Genomic DNA, 15484 nt, shown 5'->3' with positions numbered 1-15484 from the left:
TTACACCATCTACATTGAACCATTAAAACCCGAAATAATTTGATTAAAAATTGACCGTAAAACGGAATTATAAATAAGTGAGTTCATTATCAAACTACAAACAAAAATAATACCAAAAGCAAGCAAAGCGCCATATGCTTTATCCCGTCGAGCACCGTTATTTGCTAGCAAGGCCACTTCTTGACCAATAAAGAACAAACCAAATAATAGTAAAACTAAAAATAAAGTAAATCTGATACTATTAAGTCCTAAAACCATTAATAAAAAGAAAATGACTGTCAAAATCAAATTTAGGTTACTAGCATGGATACCGCGGTTAACAAAATCTAATAGATTAATTTGCTCATCATAAATAAATTTATATGCCACAAAGTGACTACCAATCACAATCAGTTGGAAAATCAGGACAATTAAAAATACCCGAAAGACAATGCCAAAAGAAATATCAAAATTGCCCCAACCTCTAGTATCGCCCCCAAAATGATTGACTAAGCCAATTGCACTGGTAATAACTGACTTAGCAAAGAAATATAATCCAGTAACAAATAAAACATCTTCAATTAAAATTGTTAACCAACCGTACCAGCTTTGAGCAGCTAAATTGCTAGCTGCGGGACGTTTCCATGATTCAACCAGCCATTCCCAATAATTTTGCAAATAGCTACCAGAATTAACATGTTGCTGATTAACTTCAGCCACAACTGGTGCAGTTTTTTTAGTTACAGTAGTAGCCTGCTCCGGCTCTTTTTCTAACGTAATTGAACGTAAATCGCTACCGCATTTAGTACAAAAATTAACCCCATTTTCCATCAGGGCACCACAATTAGGGCACTTTTTCATTACTTACTCCTTACATTTATAACAACATTATATGAATACTAACTACTTTCATCCGCTCCCAAAATCTGAATAGCAATATTGGATAGTAAAACATCTTCTTCCCACTTTGTCTTTTACCCAAATAACTAAACTATATATAAAAAAAGCTAAAAAGGTAGAACACTAATTCATTGTAAAATTATCTATTTTTACTGTCAAATTGTAGTATTAGCCTGGATTGAACTGTTTCATAGTTGGTGCTTTTGCAAACTGTAGTAAACTAGAAGTTAAAAATGAACAAATGAGGTTAAAAAATGAAAATTGTAAATTTAGATAGTTATGCCTTAAACCCCGGTGACCTTGATTGGACACCCCTTAAGCAGTTGGGCGAATGTACCATTTATGATCGAACACCAGTTGATGATGACGGCGAGATTTTGCGCAGAATCGGTGATGCCGAAATAGTATTAACTAATAAAACACCATTAAATCGAAGTGTTATCACCAAAGCACCTAATCTTAAATACATTGGAGTCACCGCGACTGGGTACAATGTGATTGATACTGCGGCTGCACGGACAGCTAACATCCCGGTTACTAATATTCCAACTTACGGCACCGATGCAGTAGCACAATTTACCTTTGCTCTACTCCTTGAAATCACTAGCCAAGTTGGTTTGCACAATAAACTGGTTCACGAGGGACGCTGGAGCAACAATCCTGATTTTACTTTTTGGGCAAAGCCATTAATCGAACTGCAAGGTAAAACAATGGGATTAATTGGCTTTGGCAGCATCGCTCAAAAAGTCGCTGAAATCGCCCATGCCTTTGCAATGAACGTTATTTTTTATAATCATCGGTCAAAAACTAATCTTCCAGACTACGTAAAACAGGTTAGCCTGAATAAATTATATCAACAAGCTGACATCATTAGTCTTCACGTGCCACAAGCACCCGAAACAACTGAAATGATTGACCGAGAAGCAATTACCAAGATGAAGGATGGCGTTCTATTACTTAATACAGCACGCGGGGGGTTGATTAACGAGCAAGATGTTGCTCACGCTTTGAATAATGGTAAAATTGGAGCAGCTGGTGTTGATGTTGCCGAGCAAGAACCAATTCCGGTAAACAGTCCGCTCTTAACTGCAAAAAATTGTTACATTACACCACATATTGCGTGGGCACCAAAAGAAACACGTAAGCGCCTGTTAGATATTACAATCAACAACTTATCAGCTTTCTTAAACGGAAAAGCCGTTAATGTCGTTAATTAAAAAAATAAGCTGCAAAATTAATCTTTGCAGCTTATTTTTATTCACCTTTTTTAAAAATTAAATGTAATCCGCCGTCTGGCAGTTTTTTGATAAAATCTATTTTAAATTGATCATCAATTCTGCCAATTGTTTCAAAAGCAGTCTTAATCTCGCGGTCACCATTGACATATGGCGAGATGACGAGAGAAATTTCATCGACTAAGTGCTGCTCTAAAAAGACACCATCAATTCTTGCACCGCCACAAAGAGCTAATTTTTCAATGCCAAAGTATGCTCTTAGTTTAACTAAAACTTCCTTTAAGTTAAAATTCTCCTCTCCAGAAACAATATAGGGAATTTCCATTGTACGCAGAAAGGCCAAATATTCTTTGGTAAATTGTAAAATGAAGTTGAACACTTGCCCTAATTAAAAAATGAAAAAAGTCCATTGGACTTCTTTGATAGAATGTAATTACCCAATCAATTCTAGAAAGAAGTTACCAATGAACTCGCTTAATTCTACCATATCTAATCACCAAAAGGGCCAACATCTTGCTTTGCAAGACCGCGTGATTATCCAAGTCTTGCGCCAGCAGGGCCAATCCCTGCGTCAAATTGCCGCTAGTCTTAATTGTTCGCCCGCAACCGTGAAATATGAGCTTGGACGCGGTCAGATTGCACTCTATCACGGTCAACGGCACCGCTATGATGCCCAAGCAGCGCAAAGATGCTATCAGGCAAGACGCTTAAACTGCGGTCGTAAGCAAGCCTGCTTGGCCAAAACTCGCTTTATTAAGTACGTTGAAGCGCACTTCTTCAAGCACGGCTGGTCGCTTGATGCCTGTGTGGGCCGGGCCTTAGCCAGTGGTAAATTTACCCGGGCCGAAACCGTCTGCACCAAGACGCTCTACCATTATGTGGAACGTGGTTTATTACAGATTAAGGCAACTGACTTGCCTGAGTGCTTAAGCCGTAAGACTAAAGCCAAACGGGTACGCCAGCATAAATGCAGACTGGGGCGCAGTATTAGTGAGCGACCTGCTGCTATTAACCAGCGCCGCGAGTTTGGCCACTGGGAGTGCGACTTAGTTTTAGGACATAAAACCAAAGATGACCAGGCCCTTTTAACCCTGTATGAACGCATGACCCGCAAATTCATGATTATCCCGATTAAGGATAAGACGGCTGCCAGCGTCATGACGGCCTTTAAAATCTTGCGCAGTCACTACCAAGAATACTGGAATGAGGTCTTTAAGACCATTACCACGGATAACGGTTCTGAGTTTGCGGATTTAGCCCAGTTAGAAAGAGTATCGCAGACGTTGGTCTACTATGCGCACCCTTACACTTCTTGTGAGAAGGGCGGAGTAGAGCGGCACAACCGGTTAATCAGGCGCTTCATTCCTAAAGGCAAATACATCAAGGATTATGATATGATCCAAATCTACGGCATTGAGGAATGGTGCAATAACCTGCCACGCAAAATCTTAGCCTACCACACTCCCGATGAATTATATGAGAAAAGATTAGATTGCATCTATCAAATCAAGTAGGGTGTTCAACTTAAAATTGCAATTTTTAGATTTATTTTTTTAAAAAATTAGATTGTAATATACCTCTAAATAATATTTCTTCTAATACTGGAGCTATTATTATATTTCCAAAAATAATAAACACTGCTAGTGGAGATGTTTTAAGCATTTCTATTAGGTACTCTTTTTGACCTGCATCATACCCAGTAGTCATTTATAGCTATCGCAAAATTCCCAAATAGCACTTGCAACAGTTCCTAAGCAGAAATCAAACCTACCGTCATATATGTTATTTAGTTCATCGTCTTATAATTCTTTATAATTATTATCTATTAATACATCCATTTCTAATTATCCCCTATATCTGCTATTTGTCTATCATTTAATAACTCATTGCCAAACATTTTTTCATCTTCTTCCATTGTTTTTACTTAACATCAAATAATTATTCAAACTCAGATTCGTTATCTTGAAAAAATTCCACAATAAATTTTGATGTAATATGAATTGAATGAATTCGCCGCTTAAGCTGTTCAAAGGTATATGTTTTTTCATCAACAATGAAACTTTTAAAAAATTTTGATCAGTAAAAAGCTAGATAAGGTTGCTCAACTATGTGATGCCGTATATAACCTCGACTCGATAAGTATAGAAATGAGCTAGACTATATATAAAATGGGCATTATAGCGATAATTTTATAACTTCAGTGATACTGGTTAGATGCAAATTATAGTACTTCAGTGGGACAGAAATTCATCATTTTGAAAGGGAAGCATACACATTAAAAACTAGAAATTTATCTTATTATGCTTTTTGAAAATTACCCTTGTCTAAAATTAACAGCTCTTATATAGATGATGATTTTATTTATACTTCCTTAGAAATAACAATTCAGGATAGTGAATTCATCCTATTAAATGTTATTTATAATTTAAATAATTCACTTGATAAAATGAATACTCACATCCATATTATGTTCCCCCATAACAAAAATTGAAGAAGCAAAAATTATACAAGTTTCTTCCAAACTAAAGAAAAATGCCAAATTAATAAAATTAAAAAGACATACAAAAAGCCCAGCTATAGCCAGTTAACTGAGCTTTTTGGCTTAACTTGATGAAACAGATTGTAGTATGGCTTATCATATTCTTTTAGCACTTCGATGTATAAATTTTGTTTTTTAATATTAAAAAACAAAATTTATTAAATAGACAATTAAATTTGATAAACCATGACAGAATACTACTGATCCCAAATCATCAGTCACATAATATAAAATAGCATACGAAATTCCTGAACATAATAACTCTAAAGTTTTATAGTTAAAAGAATAACCATGAGCAAATGCGAATAATACGCTCGTAATTATTATTGAAAAAAGAGGAGGTATATCTTTTAAAATACCGCCCTGTAAAATTCCTTGCCATACCATTGCCTCTAAAAGTGGAGAAATCAAAACTAACGTAATTATTAAAATTGGCGCAAGTTTTGATTGTGAAGCGGCTAGTAACTCTAAATCTCGATCGTTTCCCTTTTCAAGAACTGTAATAGCAAACTGTAAAATCTGTGAAAGTAATGCAAATAAAACTGCAAAACTATAACTTTTAATAATATTATTTTTCACAAATATTGGTTTGGAATTCAAACGATGATAAACAGTATTAACAATCAGAAATATAATTATCGTACTAAAAAATGTTATCGCAACATGTAAAAATAAATTTACATTTTTCGAACTTTCTCCCCCAAAAAAGCCTTCACTTATTGTAGGGATTTGGATAATTATAGATAATATCATAAACAAACAAAGATATAAAACTTTGTTTGTGATCTTTTTTAAACTTTTCATATTAATAATTATTCCTTCAAAATCAAAAGATTTCTCAAAACACACCAACGTGCTTGACAGCCAATCAATACTTTATATAGTCAGCTTATTATTCTTGAGTTAAAATCATTTCAAATATTTATTTCCACCTTTATAAATTCGTTTTTCGTTTATTTTCTAAAACTTTTTTTGCAGTTCTTGAGTATCAATAATTATTTTTAACCTCGCAATTAGGATCAACCTGTCTCAAAGCAAAATGTTTGTTAATTAACTAGAAAAGCCAATTTCTTTAATTTTACTATTATTATAGTACAAAACGATAGCAAAACTTATCCTATTCTAAGTTTTCTATAAAAGTTATTCGGACTGCTAGGAATTTACCGCAACCAGTCAATGGTGACACTCGCAGTAAATTCCTATAATCGTAAAGTCGCAATAGCAAAAAAGAACTTCACATCTGGACAATTACTTTTGCTTTTTGCATTTTGACTACCTCCTTTTAATTTACTAAAATTGTAATACCTAAAGCTAAATTTAAGTCAATTACTAAATATATTATTTACCATTATTCCAACAATCTATAATAAATAAAAGCTCGTAATCCACAATTAATACCACAAATTTAAACAGTGTATTATAGCAAATTAATCAACATCACTATTAGCCTTTTTAATGAAATAATTAAGGATAATTGGTGACAAAATTGTAGTTACAACAATTACTATTATTAAACTAGAATATATATTCTCAGATAATAATCGACTATTGCAACCCATTTGGGCAACGATTAAGGCTACTTCACCACGTGAAATTATTCCAGCACCCACAATATCACTACTACTCTTAGATAAACCCAAAATTCTGCTAGTATATTTACCAGCCCAAAATTTAGAAGCAATTGCTAAAATAGTCATTATCAAAATAAATCCTAATTCCTTATAAAAATTTTTGAATGTCAACATCAATCCAATATTAACAAAGAAAACGGGGATAAACATTTCATAGCCAATATTGGAAACAGCTTTATATACCTTTTTATAACTTTCCAATTGTCTAATAGCCAACCCACAAAAATACGCACCAATAATGGCTGACAAGCCCACTGCTTCAGCAATCCAGGACACAGTAAATATTAGTAATAAATAAATAATATTCACTATCTGATTATTTTTAATTCTTAAAAAAAGCACTTTTAGGTATGGTACAAATTTATAAAGTAAATAAAGAAGGAAAAAAAATAATAATTGAATTATCGTATTAACCATAATATTATTAGTTGGCTGTTTATTTCCTGTTCCTTGGCTAAAGGTAGTAAATAGGCCCAATACAATTACTGAAAGAATATCATCTACAACTGCTGCACCTAAAATAGTTGTACCAGCTATGCTATGAAGTTGATGCTTTTCTTCTAGCACAATAGCAGAAATCGATACACTTGTTGCAGAGAAAATTATTCCAATTAATATTGCTTCTAAGGGTTTTACTCCATATAAATAACTAGCTATACCCATTAAAATAATTGGCAAAATCACACCTACACTAGCAACGCAAAAGCTTACCTTAAAACATTTCTTTAATAAGTTAATGTCACTTTCCATTCCAGCTAGTGTCATTAGTAAAATAACGCCGATTTGTGAAAATACACTGATTAAGTTACTTGGTCTAACCCAATTCAACACAGCTGTTCCCAAAAGTACTCCTGCTAATAACTCTCCTATTACTGCAGGCATGTCAAAGCGGACAAATATTTGTCCTAGTACTGTTGATGCCAACAAAATTAATACTAATTCTTGAATAAATTCCATAAATATTTTTATCTCCATAAACAAAAAAACTTCCAAGTTGCTTCCTGACCCAAAGAAGCAAATCTTGAAAGTTTCAATAACTCCAACCTCAAATTATTTAATTGAACAAATTTTACATCTTTTTAATTTCTTTGTATAGTTACATGACTTTGAAATTAATTAATATGTGTTTACGTATCAAATTATTTCTAGTCACACTCAGTCACACAAAAAAGCAGGCAATTAAGCTTGCTGCATCAAAGGTTATGTTAATTCCACAAAAATTAATGACAACAAATTTCTTATTTATTTTACTTTGTGTGACCTGTAATGTGACTAACCACAACAATTCACATTAATTTACAACTATTTAAAATACTTTATAACAAACAAAAGCCCGTCATATCAAGATTAATACAACGGACTTTAATGCTATATTTGCCTTTATTATGCTGATTGCCAGAGTCGAACTGGCGACCTTTTCTTTACGAGGGAAACGCTCTACCAACTGAGCTAAATCAGCGCTTTTGATAACATTCAAATTATACCAAAACAAAAAAAGTCATGCAATCAAATGAATGACTTTTATTTATTATTTCCAGTCAAGACATAAGCCCTGCTGATGCAGCAATTGAGGTAACTGGTCGCGATCAATTTTTTTATTATCCAACTTGGCCCCGGTTATTTGTTTGGTAAAAGAATCAATGCGGTGATTAGTTGCTCGTAAATCATAATATTTTTCCACAGTTTGGTCATAGTCTTTTAACTTAGCAACATTGAAATTTTGTGGATAATTATTTTCAAACGTAGTGAATTTTAGGGGTAAACGTGGCTTTAATTGTGGGTTTTGATCGGGGACCCCTACCTGCATCCCCAGTGCAGGAAAAGTTAGTTTCGGTAAATCCAGCACCTCAAGTAGTGCTAGTGGATGGTCATTAATTGTCCCCAGTGGCACATAACCTAGTCCCATACTTTCCACCGCATTAGCCACATTTTGCCATGCAAGTAAGGTATCGTCCATTCCTTGCATAAAAAGATCAGTTGTATGCACTCGACCATCATCTTGACCTAGTTGCTGGCGAATCTGCTGATTACGATACAGATCAACTATAAAAATAAATAATTCGCCTTCTGCCCCTACATACTTTTGGTTACACAATTGCCGTATTTTTGCTCGTTTTTCCTCATCAGTAATGTGCAAGAGAGTCGTATTTTGCATAAATAGACTTGTAGCCGTATGCTGAAAAACTGTGAATAAGGTTGTTAATTGTTCGGTTGTTAACGATTGGGCTTTAAACTTTCTAATCGATCTGTGATTAATTTGCTGATCAATGGTTGAATTGTGAATCATTGGCTTACTTCCCCTCTGAATTGACTTACTTAAAATTAATGTAGTGCAAAAACTACCTGGTGTCAATTAGTAGTAATTTATATAAATAATTTACCAATTTATGCTAAAATTTATTTAAACGGTTACAAACATGGAGGCAAAAATGCGTATATTAGTTATTGGTGGAGCCGGCTACATAGGTTCAAATGCAGTTAAACAATTACTGGATAACGGGTACGAAGTGGTTGTGCTTGATGCTTTATACACAGGTCATCGTCTGGCTGTAGACAATCGCGCCAAGTTTTATCAAGGCGACCTTAAAAATAAATTTTTAGTAAGTCAAATTCTGCGTAATGAAAAAATTGATGCTGTTATGCACTTTGCAGCCTATTCACTAGTACCAGAGTCAATGAAAAATCCCCTCAAGTATTACGATAATAATGTTTGGGGAATGATTGCCCTTCTTGAGGCAATGCGGGATGCAAGGGTGAATTACCTGGTCTTTTCTTCTAGTGCTGCGACTTATGGCATCCCTAAAAAGTTACCAATTACTGAAGATTCACCATTAAATCCAATTAATCCATATGGTGATACCAAATTAATGATGGAAAAAATCATGCACTGGGCCGACAAAGCTAATGGTATAAAATCAGTTGCGCTAAGATATTTCAACGTTGCCGGGGCATCAAAGGATGGACAAACAGGTGAAGACCATGCACTTGAAACACATCTTATTCCCAATATTTTAAATAGTGCTGTTAAGGGGGATAATAAGTTCACTATTTTTGGTAATGACTACGATACACAAGATGGTACTAATGTACGTGACTACATTCAAGTAACCGATCTAATCGATGCTCATATTTTAGCACTACAATATTTAATCAAAACTAACCTATCAGATGTCTTTAATTTAGGTACTGAACACGGCTACTCTAATTTAGAAATTTTGCAAGCTGCGCGCAAGGTTACCGGAATTCAAATTCCATATAAAATCGGACCAAGACGTAGCGGTGATCCAGATAGTCTTGTTGCTGATTCTACTAAAGCTAGAACTATCTTACACTGGCAGCCCCAATTTGAAAGTGCGGAAGAGCTCATTACCAGTGCTTGGCAATGGCACCAAGCTCATCCTAATGGTTATGAAGATTAAACTAAAAAAATGTACTGGTGATAAATACCAGTCCATTTTTTAGTTTGTCGAATTAATTACGGTATACAAATCCATATCACAAAACTGTCCGTGATATTTTACTTCATCTTTCAATAATGCTACGTGATCAAATTTTAATCTTTGTGCTATTGCTCTACTAGCTTTATTTCGATGATCGGCCAAGAGGTTTAAACGATGCAAACTTAAATTACTAAATGAAATTTGTACCAAACGTTTTACCGATTCAGTCATAATTCCTTTACCCTGATATTTTTGTCCAAGCCAATAACCAATTTCCGCACTTTGATGATTTAGCTTTATATCATGCAGATCAACCATACCCGCTGGCTGGTTATTCACAAGAATCACTAATGCCAATTTTTTATATTCTGCGGTCTCACTTCGCATAAGCTTAATAAAAGCAAGTTCATCCTGAAGCGCATTTATTTCATTCGCCCAAGGCAAGAAGCGTGATAATTCTGATCGATCCTGCTCAATAAGATTATATAAACTTTGCGCATGACTTGTTTCCGGGAAAACTAACTTAATGGATAAATTGTTCAACGAAAAAGTAGCTAAAACAAACATTGATTATCTCCTTTAACAAATCCTTAATTAAACTCATCATACAATTATCAAAATAATTGTCAACTCAAAAAATTTTCATCTTTATATAAGCATGTCAATTTAATAAATGCTATAATCGACTATTGTAATATCAATGTAATATTTTATAGTTTCGGAGAAATCTAATGAATGAAAAAGATGAAGAAAACAATAATAGTGGTTATGAACGAACCCTAACTAACGCCCATATTCAATTAATTGCCTTAGGTGGAACAATCGGCACAGGCTTATTTTTAGGTGTCGGCAATAGTATCCGCCGAGCTGGTCCAAGTGTCCTCTTAATTTACGTTATTGTGGGAATTTTTTTATTTTTATTAATGCGTGCTCTAGGTGAACTAATTGTTTCAGATTTATCAAAGCATACCTACATCGACTTTATCAAAAAATACTTAGGTAAAGATATAGGTCTGATTTCAGGTTATCTTTATTGGATTAGCTGGGTCACATTGGGGATGGCGGAAATGACTGCTCTAGGAATTTATTTCCAATATTGGTTTCCTCGCCTGCCAACTTGGCTACCTGGATTAATAACAGTGGCAGTATTATTAATTATTAACTTACTGTCCGCACGTTTTTTTGGTAATTTGGAATTTAGCTTTGCAATTATTAAAATTGTAACAATTATCGCCTTCGTCATTTTGGTCTTTTACCTCTTATTAACAGGTAGCAAAACTAGTCTGGGCCCAGTTACTTTTGCCAATCTAAACAGTCACGGTGGCCTATTTGCCAAAGGTAGCATTGGCTTTTTCTCTGGCTTTCAGATGGTTATCTTTAGTTTTGTCGGCGTAGAACTAGTTGGCTTAACTGCAGCCGAAGCCCAAAATCCAGCCAAAACCATAAAAAAAGCAATTAACGAAGTACCTATGAGAATCATCTTATTTTATGTTTTAGCAATTGTGGCGATTTTAGTCGTAATTCCCTGGAATAAGGTTGCGACTAACTCCAGTCCTTTTGTCCAAACCTTGGCTGCAACTGGTATCCAAAATGCTGGCTCACTAATTAACTTTGTAGTAATTTCCGCGGCTGTTTCAGCTACTAATAGTTTTTTGTACAGTGCAGGCAGGCTACTTTTCTCGGTTACCTATCAAGGCAAAGGTAAATGGAATCATACTTTTGGCCAGTTACACCGAAAACTTCCACAAAACGCACTTATCCTATCTGCTGTTTTAATGGAATTAGCTCCCTTAGTTATCATTTTAATTGGAAATAATGCATTTAATTTTATTTCTTCGACTTCAACTAGTATGTTCTTGATTATTTGGTGTCTAATGTTGCTTACCCATATTGCATATCGTAAACAAACAAAGGAACAAGAATTAACCGATTTTAAAATGCCTTGGTTTCCTTATTTAGATTTTGCTACTCTAGTCTTCTTTATCATAATGATTATTTTATTACTCTTTTTGCCAGAAAATCGAATTGCAATGATTGCTGCACTATTAATTTTTATTATTTTATTTAGTTTAGTTAAAATTCGCCATCAAGAATAAACATAGATAACAAAAAATCTTAGATCTTTTGACCTAAGATTTTTTAATTATGTATCAACCTTTGCTTTATTTTTTGCCATAACCCCAATGCTTGCCGCATTCGATCAGCTGGAACATAATTTCTAATTGCACGTAAAGTTTTCTTATTATTTCTTGTAGAAAAAATAAATTTACCGTTTACTTTTGTTCGAATTTCAAACCTTGGAATATATCGACCACCGAAATGGACATCCGCTACAATATAAGTTACTTCTGTCCATGGAATTTGGACATAATCAGAAATATTACGATCATTATAAAATTCAAATGCTTTATTTCCAATCATGGCTTTGCCATAAGTTGAAATTCCCCGAAACCATGTTGCATTAGTAGTAAAATCAACCTTGTTGTTACTTGATTCAACCATTTTATTAGAGCACATGCAAAACGTGTAAGCCAACACCAATAATGAAAATAGCAATAATAATCACTATTGGGGATACTTTCTTCTTCAAAAGCCACATACACAAGAAGGTTAATAATAAACCAGCTAAACCAGGAATCAAGGTATCCAAATTATTTTGCAAGGTAGTCACCTTAAATTTAGTCAAGGATAAACCATTACTTTGAGCAATTAAAGCTTGTTGGATTCCTTTAGCACCTGCTGGCAGGGTATTCCAATCAATGTAACCACCCTTTTGAATTGGCGTTTGGGAAACAATTGGCGTAAATTTAATATTGACCCAGCGTTCAATTAAAGAACCTAGGACAAACATTCCCATCATGGACGCTCCACGCGTTACCTTTTGCAGTAATCCGCCTGACATATCATTAGTAATCGCTGAACCTGCCCGATAGCCAAATTCCTGTGTATACCACATAAAGGCAATTCTAATTACATTCCATATAACAAAGAATAAAACTGGTCCTAAAATGTTGCCCTGAATTGCCATTGAAGCACCTAATGCTCCAACGATAGGACGCACAGTATACCAAAAGACTGGGTCGCCAACACCGGCTAGGGGACCCATCATTCCAACCTTAACTCCTTGGACTGCTTCGTCACCAACTGGAGCACCATTAGCTTTGTCCTCTTCTAAAGCTAAGGTAACTCCTAAAATTGGCGAAACCAAATAAGGGTGTACGTTAAAGAATACTAAATGACGCTCTAGTGCTGCCGCCATGTCCTCTTGATTAGGATATAACTTTCGTAATGCTGGAATTAGGGAATAAGCAAAACCGCCATTTTGCATTCTTTCATAGTTCCATGAAGCCTGCAAAAATTGTGAATGCCACATAACTTTGAAGCGATCGGCTTTAGTTAATTTTATTTTTTGATCAGCCATAATAAACTCTCCTCCTCTTAAATATCACTTTAATAATCATCAATAATATCGCCGAGTGGATCGCCGGTACCTTCATTATTTGTACTTGAATTATTGCTATTGCCTTGAGATTCAAGTGCTAAGTACATTAAGGCCATTGCCAAACCAATTGCACCTAAAGCGATTAAAGTTAAGTCCTTAATTGCAGCTAAAGCAAACCCAATCGCAAAGAATGGCCAAACCTCACGGCTTGCCATCATGTTAATTACCATTGCATAACCCACTGCTACAACCATGGCACCACCAATTGACATACCTTCGTTAAGCCAAGTTGGCATTAAGCCTAGCCAATATTTAACCGTTGAAGCTGGAATTGCCAAAAGCAATGCAGCAGGAACAGCAATTCTTAATCCTTGTAAGCAAACTGCAATCCATTGCCACATATTAATTTTGCGCCAATTACCTTTTTTGGCATCAGCATCCATAATATGTGCAATAGCAGTTGAAATTGTTCTGACAATCATTGTTAAAAACAATCCAGCAACTGCTAAAGGCATTGCAATACCAGTTGCCATTCCAATTCCTTTAGTACCTTGTCCGCTTTGAACTAAAATAATGGCAGATGCAACCGATGCTAGGGCTGCATCTGGAGCAACAGCGGCCCCAATATTAGCCCAACCAAGGGCAATCATTTGTAATTGCCCACCTAAAATAATACCTAAATCTAAATGTCCTGTTACTAAACCAATTAGTGTACAAGCAACCAAAGGTTGATGAAATTCCCACTGGTCCAAAATACCTTCCATACCTGCAAGAAAGGCAACAAGGACCACTAAAACCATTTGAATAGTGTTCATATTATACTCCCCTATTTATTCTGCTCATTAAGCAAACTTTGCGCTTTACTCAAAATTGCATCCATGTTACCAGGTTTATCATTTGGTACTTTACGCACATCAAACTTAATACCCATTTTTTTAAGTTCATGAAAAGTGTCTACATCTTCTTGATTCATCGATAAAACGTTATTAGCATTTACATCACCAACACTATAAGACATTGAACCTACATTGATTGTTTTTATGTCGATTCCCGCCTTAACTGCTTTTAATACATCTTCTGGATTTTCAAAAAGAAGTAAAGCATGAGTATTACCAAAGCGCGGATCATTAGCAATTTCCACCATTTTTGCTAATGGTACGGTATGCGCTTTAACACCAGCAGGGGCAGCTTCGCGAATCATGCTTTTGCGCATATCATCTTTAGCAACACGATCTGATACAACAATTACACGATCTGGATGCATTGCTGGAATCCAACCTGTGGCAACTTGTCCGTGTAATAAACGTGAATCAATTCTAGCCAATACATATTTTATATGACCATCACCAACTACTGTTCCTTCTGGAATAGATTTATTCTTAATTTCTTCAGATTTATCTGATGAAGCAACTGTTTGTGTTTGCATCTCAGACATCAAATTAGTCGGCTTGGTCTTAATGCCATCCTTTGCTGGAGCAATGATTGCTGTTGCAATTTCATGAGCACTAGCCTCTGGATTAGTCATTCTTTGTGTTAAAGCCTCAACAACCATTGGTAAATTCATTCCAGAAACCACTGCCCAGGATGGATGACTTTCAAGTAATCCGCTAGCCTGATTAAACGGAGTACCACCCCATAAATCAACTAATAGCAGTACCTCATCTTGGCTATCGAATGAAGAAATCGACTCTTCCATTTTTCCTCTAATATCATCGGGTCCTTCATCAGGTCTCAAAATGACATGAGCAAAATTGGATTGCTCGCCAAAGAGCATTTCTGCAGACTGGGCAATTCCATCCGCAAATCCACCATGGCTTGCCAATACAATCCCTACCATGAAAATTCCTCCTTTAAATAAAATATATATATACTTATATTGTACCTTTTAAAAGCGTTTAAGTCACGCTCTCACTAAACTTTTAGTGCCACTAATTTAATTTTCATAAACAAAAAAAGAAGGTCATTAGACCTTCTTTTTTAACCTTGCTCCGGCTGTCAGACTCGAACTGACGACATCTTGATTAACAGTCAAGCGCTCTACCAACTGAGCTAAGCCGGAATATTAAAAAAGCACGGCAACGTCCTACCCTCGCAGGCAGTCTCCCACCAACTACTCTCGGCGTTAAGAAGCTTAACTTCTGTGTTCGGCATGGTTACAGGTGTTTCCTTCTTGCTCTTGCCACCGTACTTCTTTTTGAGCTTTTACACTCAAAACTAAATATTATCCTTCGAAAAAACCGTTCCACTCTCTTCTTTGACTGCCTTCGCTTTTGGTCAAGTCCTCGACTGATTAGTACTAGTCCGCTCCAAACCTCACG

At 35.3% G+C, this 15484-nt stretch carries 15 protein-coding genes, 2 tRNA genes, 1 rRNA gene and 1 other annotated feature; of the genes, 4 read left to right on the top strand and 14 right to left on the bottom strand.

What is annotated here, in order from left to right; translation table 11 throughout:
* Window positions 1-9: 9 nt before the first annotated feature.
* Window positions 10-840, bottom strand: coding sequence for a zinc ribbon domain-containing protein (locus BM203_RS06080; protein WP_090093538.1), 831 nt, complete (start codon window positions 838-840; stop codon window positions 10-12).
* A gap of 293 nt (window positions 841-1133) precedes the next feature.
* Between BM203_RS06080 and BM203_RS06075 the strand changes: the two genes are divergently transcribed.
* Window positions 1134-2096 (top strand): D-2-hydroxyacid dehydrogenase, encoded by a 963-nt coding sequence (locus BM203_RS06075; RefSeq protein ID WP_090093536.1) that lies wholly within the window; start codon window positions 1134-1136, stop codon window positions 2094-2096.
* A 37-nt stretch (window positions 2097-2133) separates the two neighbouring features.
* Here the strand turns inward: BM203_RS06075 and BM203_RS06070 are convergent, their stop codons facing one another.
* Window positions 2134-2439, bottom strand: a complete 306-nt coding sequence (locus BM203_RS06070; protein ID WP_143453049.1) for a dihydrofolate reductase family protein — start codon at window positions 2437-2439, stop codon at window positions 2134-2136.
* Window positions 2440-2578: 139 nt separating this feature from the next.
* Between BM203_RS06070 and BM203_RS06065 the strand changes: the two genes are divergently transcribed.
* The gene (locus tag BM203_RS06065) at window positions 2579-3628 is read left to right on the top strand and encodes an IS30 family transposase (RefSeq protein WP_090093532.1); all 1050 of its coding nucleotides are present in this window, start codon (window positions 2579-2581) and stop codon (window positions 3626-3628) included.
* 31 nt (window positions 3629-3659) lie between these two features.
* On the opposite strand, the gene BM203_RS06060 is transcribed toward BM203_RS06065, so the two are convergent.
* From BM203_RS06060 to BM203_RS06040, 5 genes are all read right to left on the bottom strand, one after another.
* Entirely contained in the window at window positions 3660-3821 is a 162-nt protein-coding gene (locus BM203_RS06060; RefSeq protein ID WP_090093530.1) for a CPBP family glutamic-type intramembrane protease, read from the bottom strand.
* Between the two features lie 973 nt (window positions 3822-4794).
* Window positions 4795-5457 carry a CPBP family intramembrane glutamic endopeptidase gene (locus tag BM203_RS06055; protein ID WP_090093529.1) on the bottom strand — a complete coding sequence of 221 codons (663 nt, stop codon included), beginning with the start codon at window positions 5455-5457 and terminating at the stop codon, window positions 4795-4797.
* Window positions 5458-6080: 623 nt separating this feature from the next.
* Entirely contained in the window at window positions 6081-7241 is a 1161-nt protein-coding gene (locus tag BM203_RS06050) for a cation:proton antiporter (RefSeq protein ID WP_090093527.1), read from the bottom strand.
* Between the two features lie 39 nt (window positions 7242-7280).
* Window positions 7281-7329, bottom strand: a sequence feature (sodium ion sensor (DUF1646 type); this cis-regulatory element may regulate processes involved in with the transportation of sodium ions).
* A 341-nt stretch (window positions 7330-7670) separates the two neighbouring features.
* Window positions 7671-7743 (bottom strand) — tRNA-Thr (locus tag BM203_RS06045).
* Window positions 7744-7812: 69 nt separating this feature from the next.
* Entirely contained in the window at window positions 7813-8571 is a 759-nt protein-coding gene (locus tag BM203_RS06040) for an NADPH-dependent oxidoreductase (protein WP_090093525.1), read from the bottom strand.
* A 142-nt stretch (window positions 8572-8713) separates the two neighbouring features.
* On the opposite strand from BM203_RS06040, the gene galE reads away from it, so the two are divergent.
* On the top strand, window positions 8714-9703 hold the full coding sequence (galE, locus tag BM203_RS06035; RefSeq protein WP_090093524.1) for a UDP-glucose 4-epimerase GalE: 990 nt from the start codon (window positions 8714-8716) through the stop codon (window positions 9701-9703).
* A gap of 39 nt (window positions 9704-9742) precedes the next feature.
* Here galE and BM203_RS06030 read toward each other — a convergent pair whose 3' ends face one another.
* On the bottom strand, window positions 9743-10291 hold the full coding sequence (locus BM203_RS06030; RefSeq protein ID WP_090093522.1) for a GNAT family N-acetyltransferase: 549 nt from the start codon (window positions 10289-10291) through the stop codon (window positions 9743-9745).
* A gap of 164 nt (window positions 10292-10455) precedes the next feature.
* Here BM203_RS06030 and BM203_RS06025 point away from each other — a divergent pair, with 164 nt between their 5' ends.
* Complete coding sequence (locus BM203_RS06025) at window positions 10456-11820, top strand: amino acid permease (protein WP_090093521.1); 1365 nt, start codon at window positions 10456-10458, stop codon at window positions 11818-11820.
* 43 nt (window positions 11821-11863) lie between these two features.
* On the opposite strand, the gene BM203_RS06020 is transcribed toward BM203_RS06025, so the two are convergent.
* From BM203_RS06020 to rrf, 6 genes are all read right to left on the bottom strand, one after another.
* Window positions 11864-12226 (bottom strand): DUF956 family protein, encoded by a 363-nt coding sequence (locus BM203_RS06020; RefSeq protein WP_090093519.1) that lies wholly within the window; start codon window positions 12224-12226, stop codon window positions 11864-11866.
* A 4-nt stretch (window positions 12227-12230) separates the two neighbouring features.
* Window positions 12231-13145, bottom strand: a complete 915-nt coding sequence (locus BM203_RS06015) for a PTS system mannose/fructose/sorbose family transporter subunit IID (protein WP_090093517.1) — start codon at window positions 13143-13145, stop codon at window positions 12231-12233.
* Between the two features lie 29 nt (window positions 13146-13174).
* Window positions 13175-13981 (bottom strand): PTS mannose/fructose/sorbose transporter subunit IIC, encoded by an 807-nt coding sequence (locus tag BM203_RS06010; protein ID WP_090093515.1) that lies wholly within the window; start codon window positions 13979-13981, stop codon window positions 13175-13177.
* A gap of 11 nt (window positions 13982-13992) precedes the next feature.
* Window positions 13993-15003, bottom strand: a complete 1011-nt coding sequence (locus BM203_RS06005; RefSeq protein WP_090093513.1) for a mannose/fructose/sorbose PTS transporter subunit IIA — start codon at window positions 15001-15003, stop codon at window positions 13993-13995.
* Window positions 15004-15152: 149 nt separating this feature from the next.
* A tRNA-Asn gene (locus BM203_RS06000) sits at window positions 15153-15225 on the bottom strand.
* An 11-nt stretch (window positions 15226-15236) separates the two neighbouring features.
* A 5S ribosomal RNA gene (gene rrf, locus BM203_RS05995) occupies window positions 15237-15353 on the bottom strand.
* Window positions 15354-15484: the final 131 nt, after the last annotated feature.

This window comes from Lactobacillus bombicola (assembly GCF_900112665.1).
In the GTDB taxonomy this organism is placed as follows: Bacteria; Bacillota; Bacilli; order Lactobacillales; family Lactobacillaceae; genus Lactobacillus; species Lactobacillus bombicola.
The sequence above is the reverse complement of the archived record's forward strand: the minus strand, read 5'-3'. Positions and strand labels throughout refer to the sequence as shown.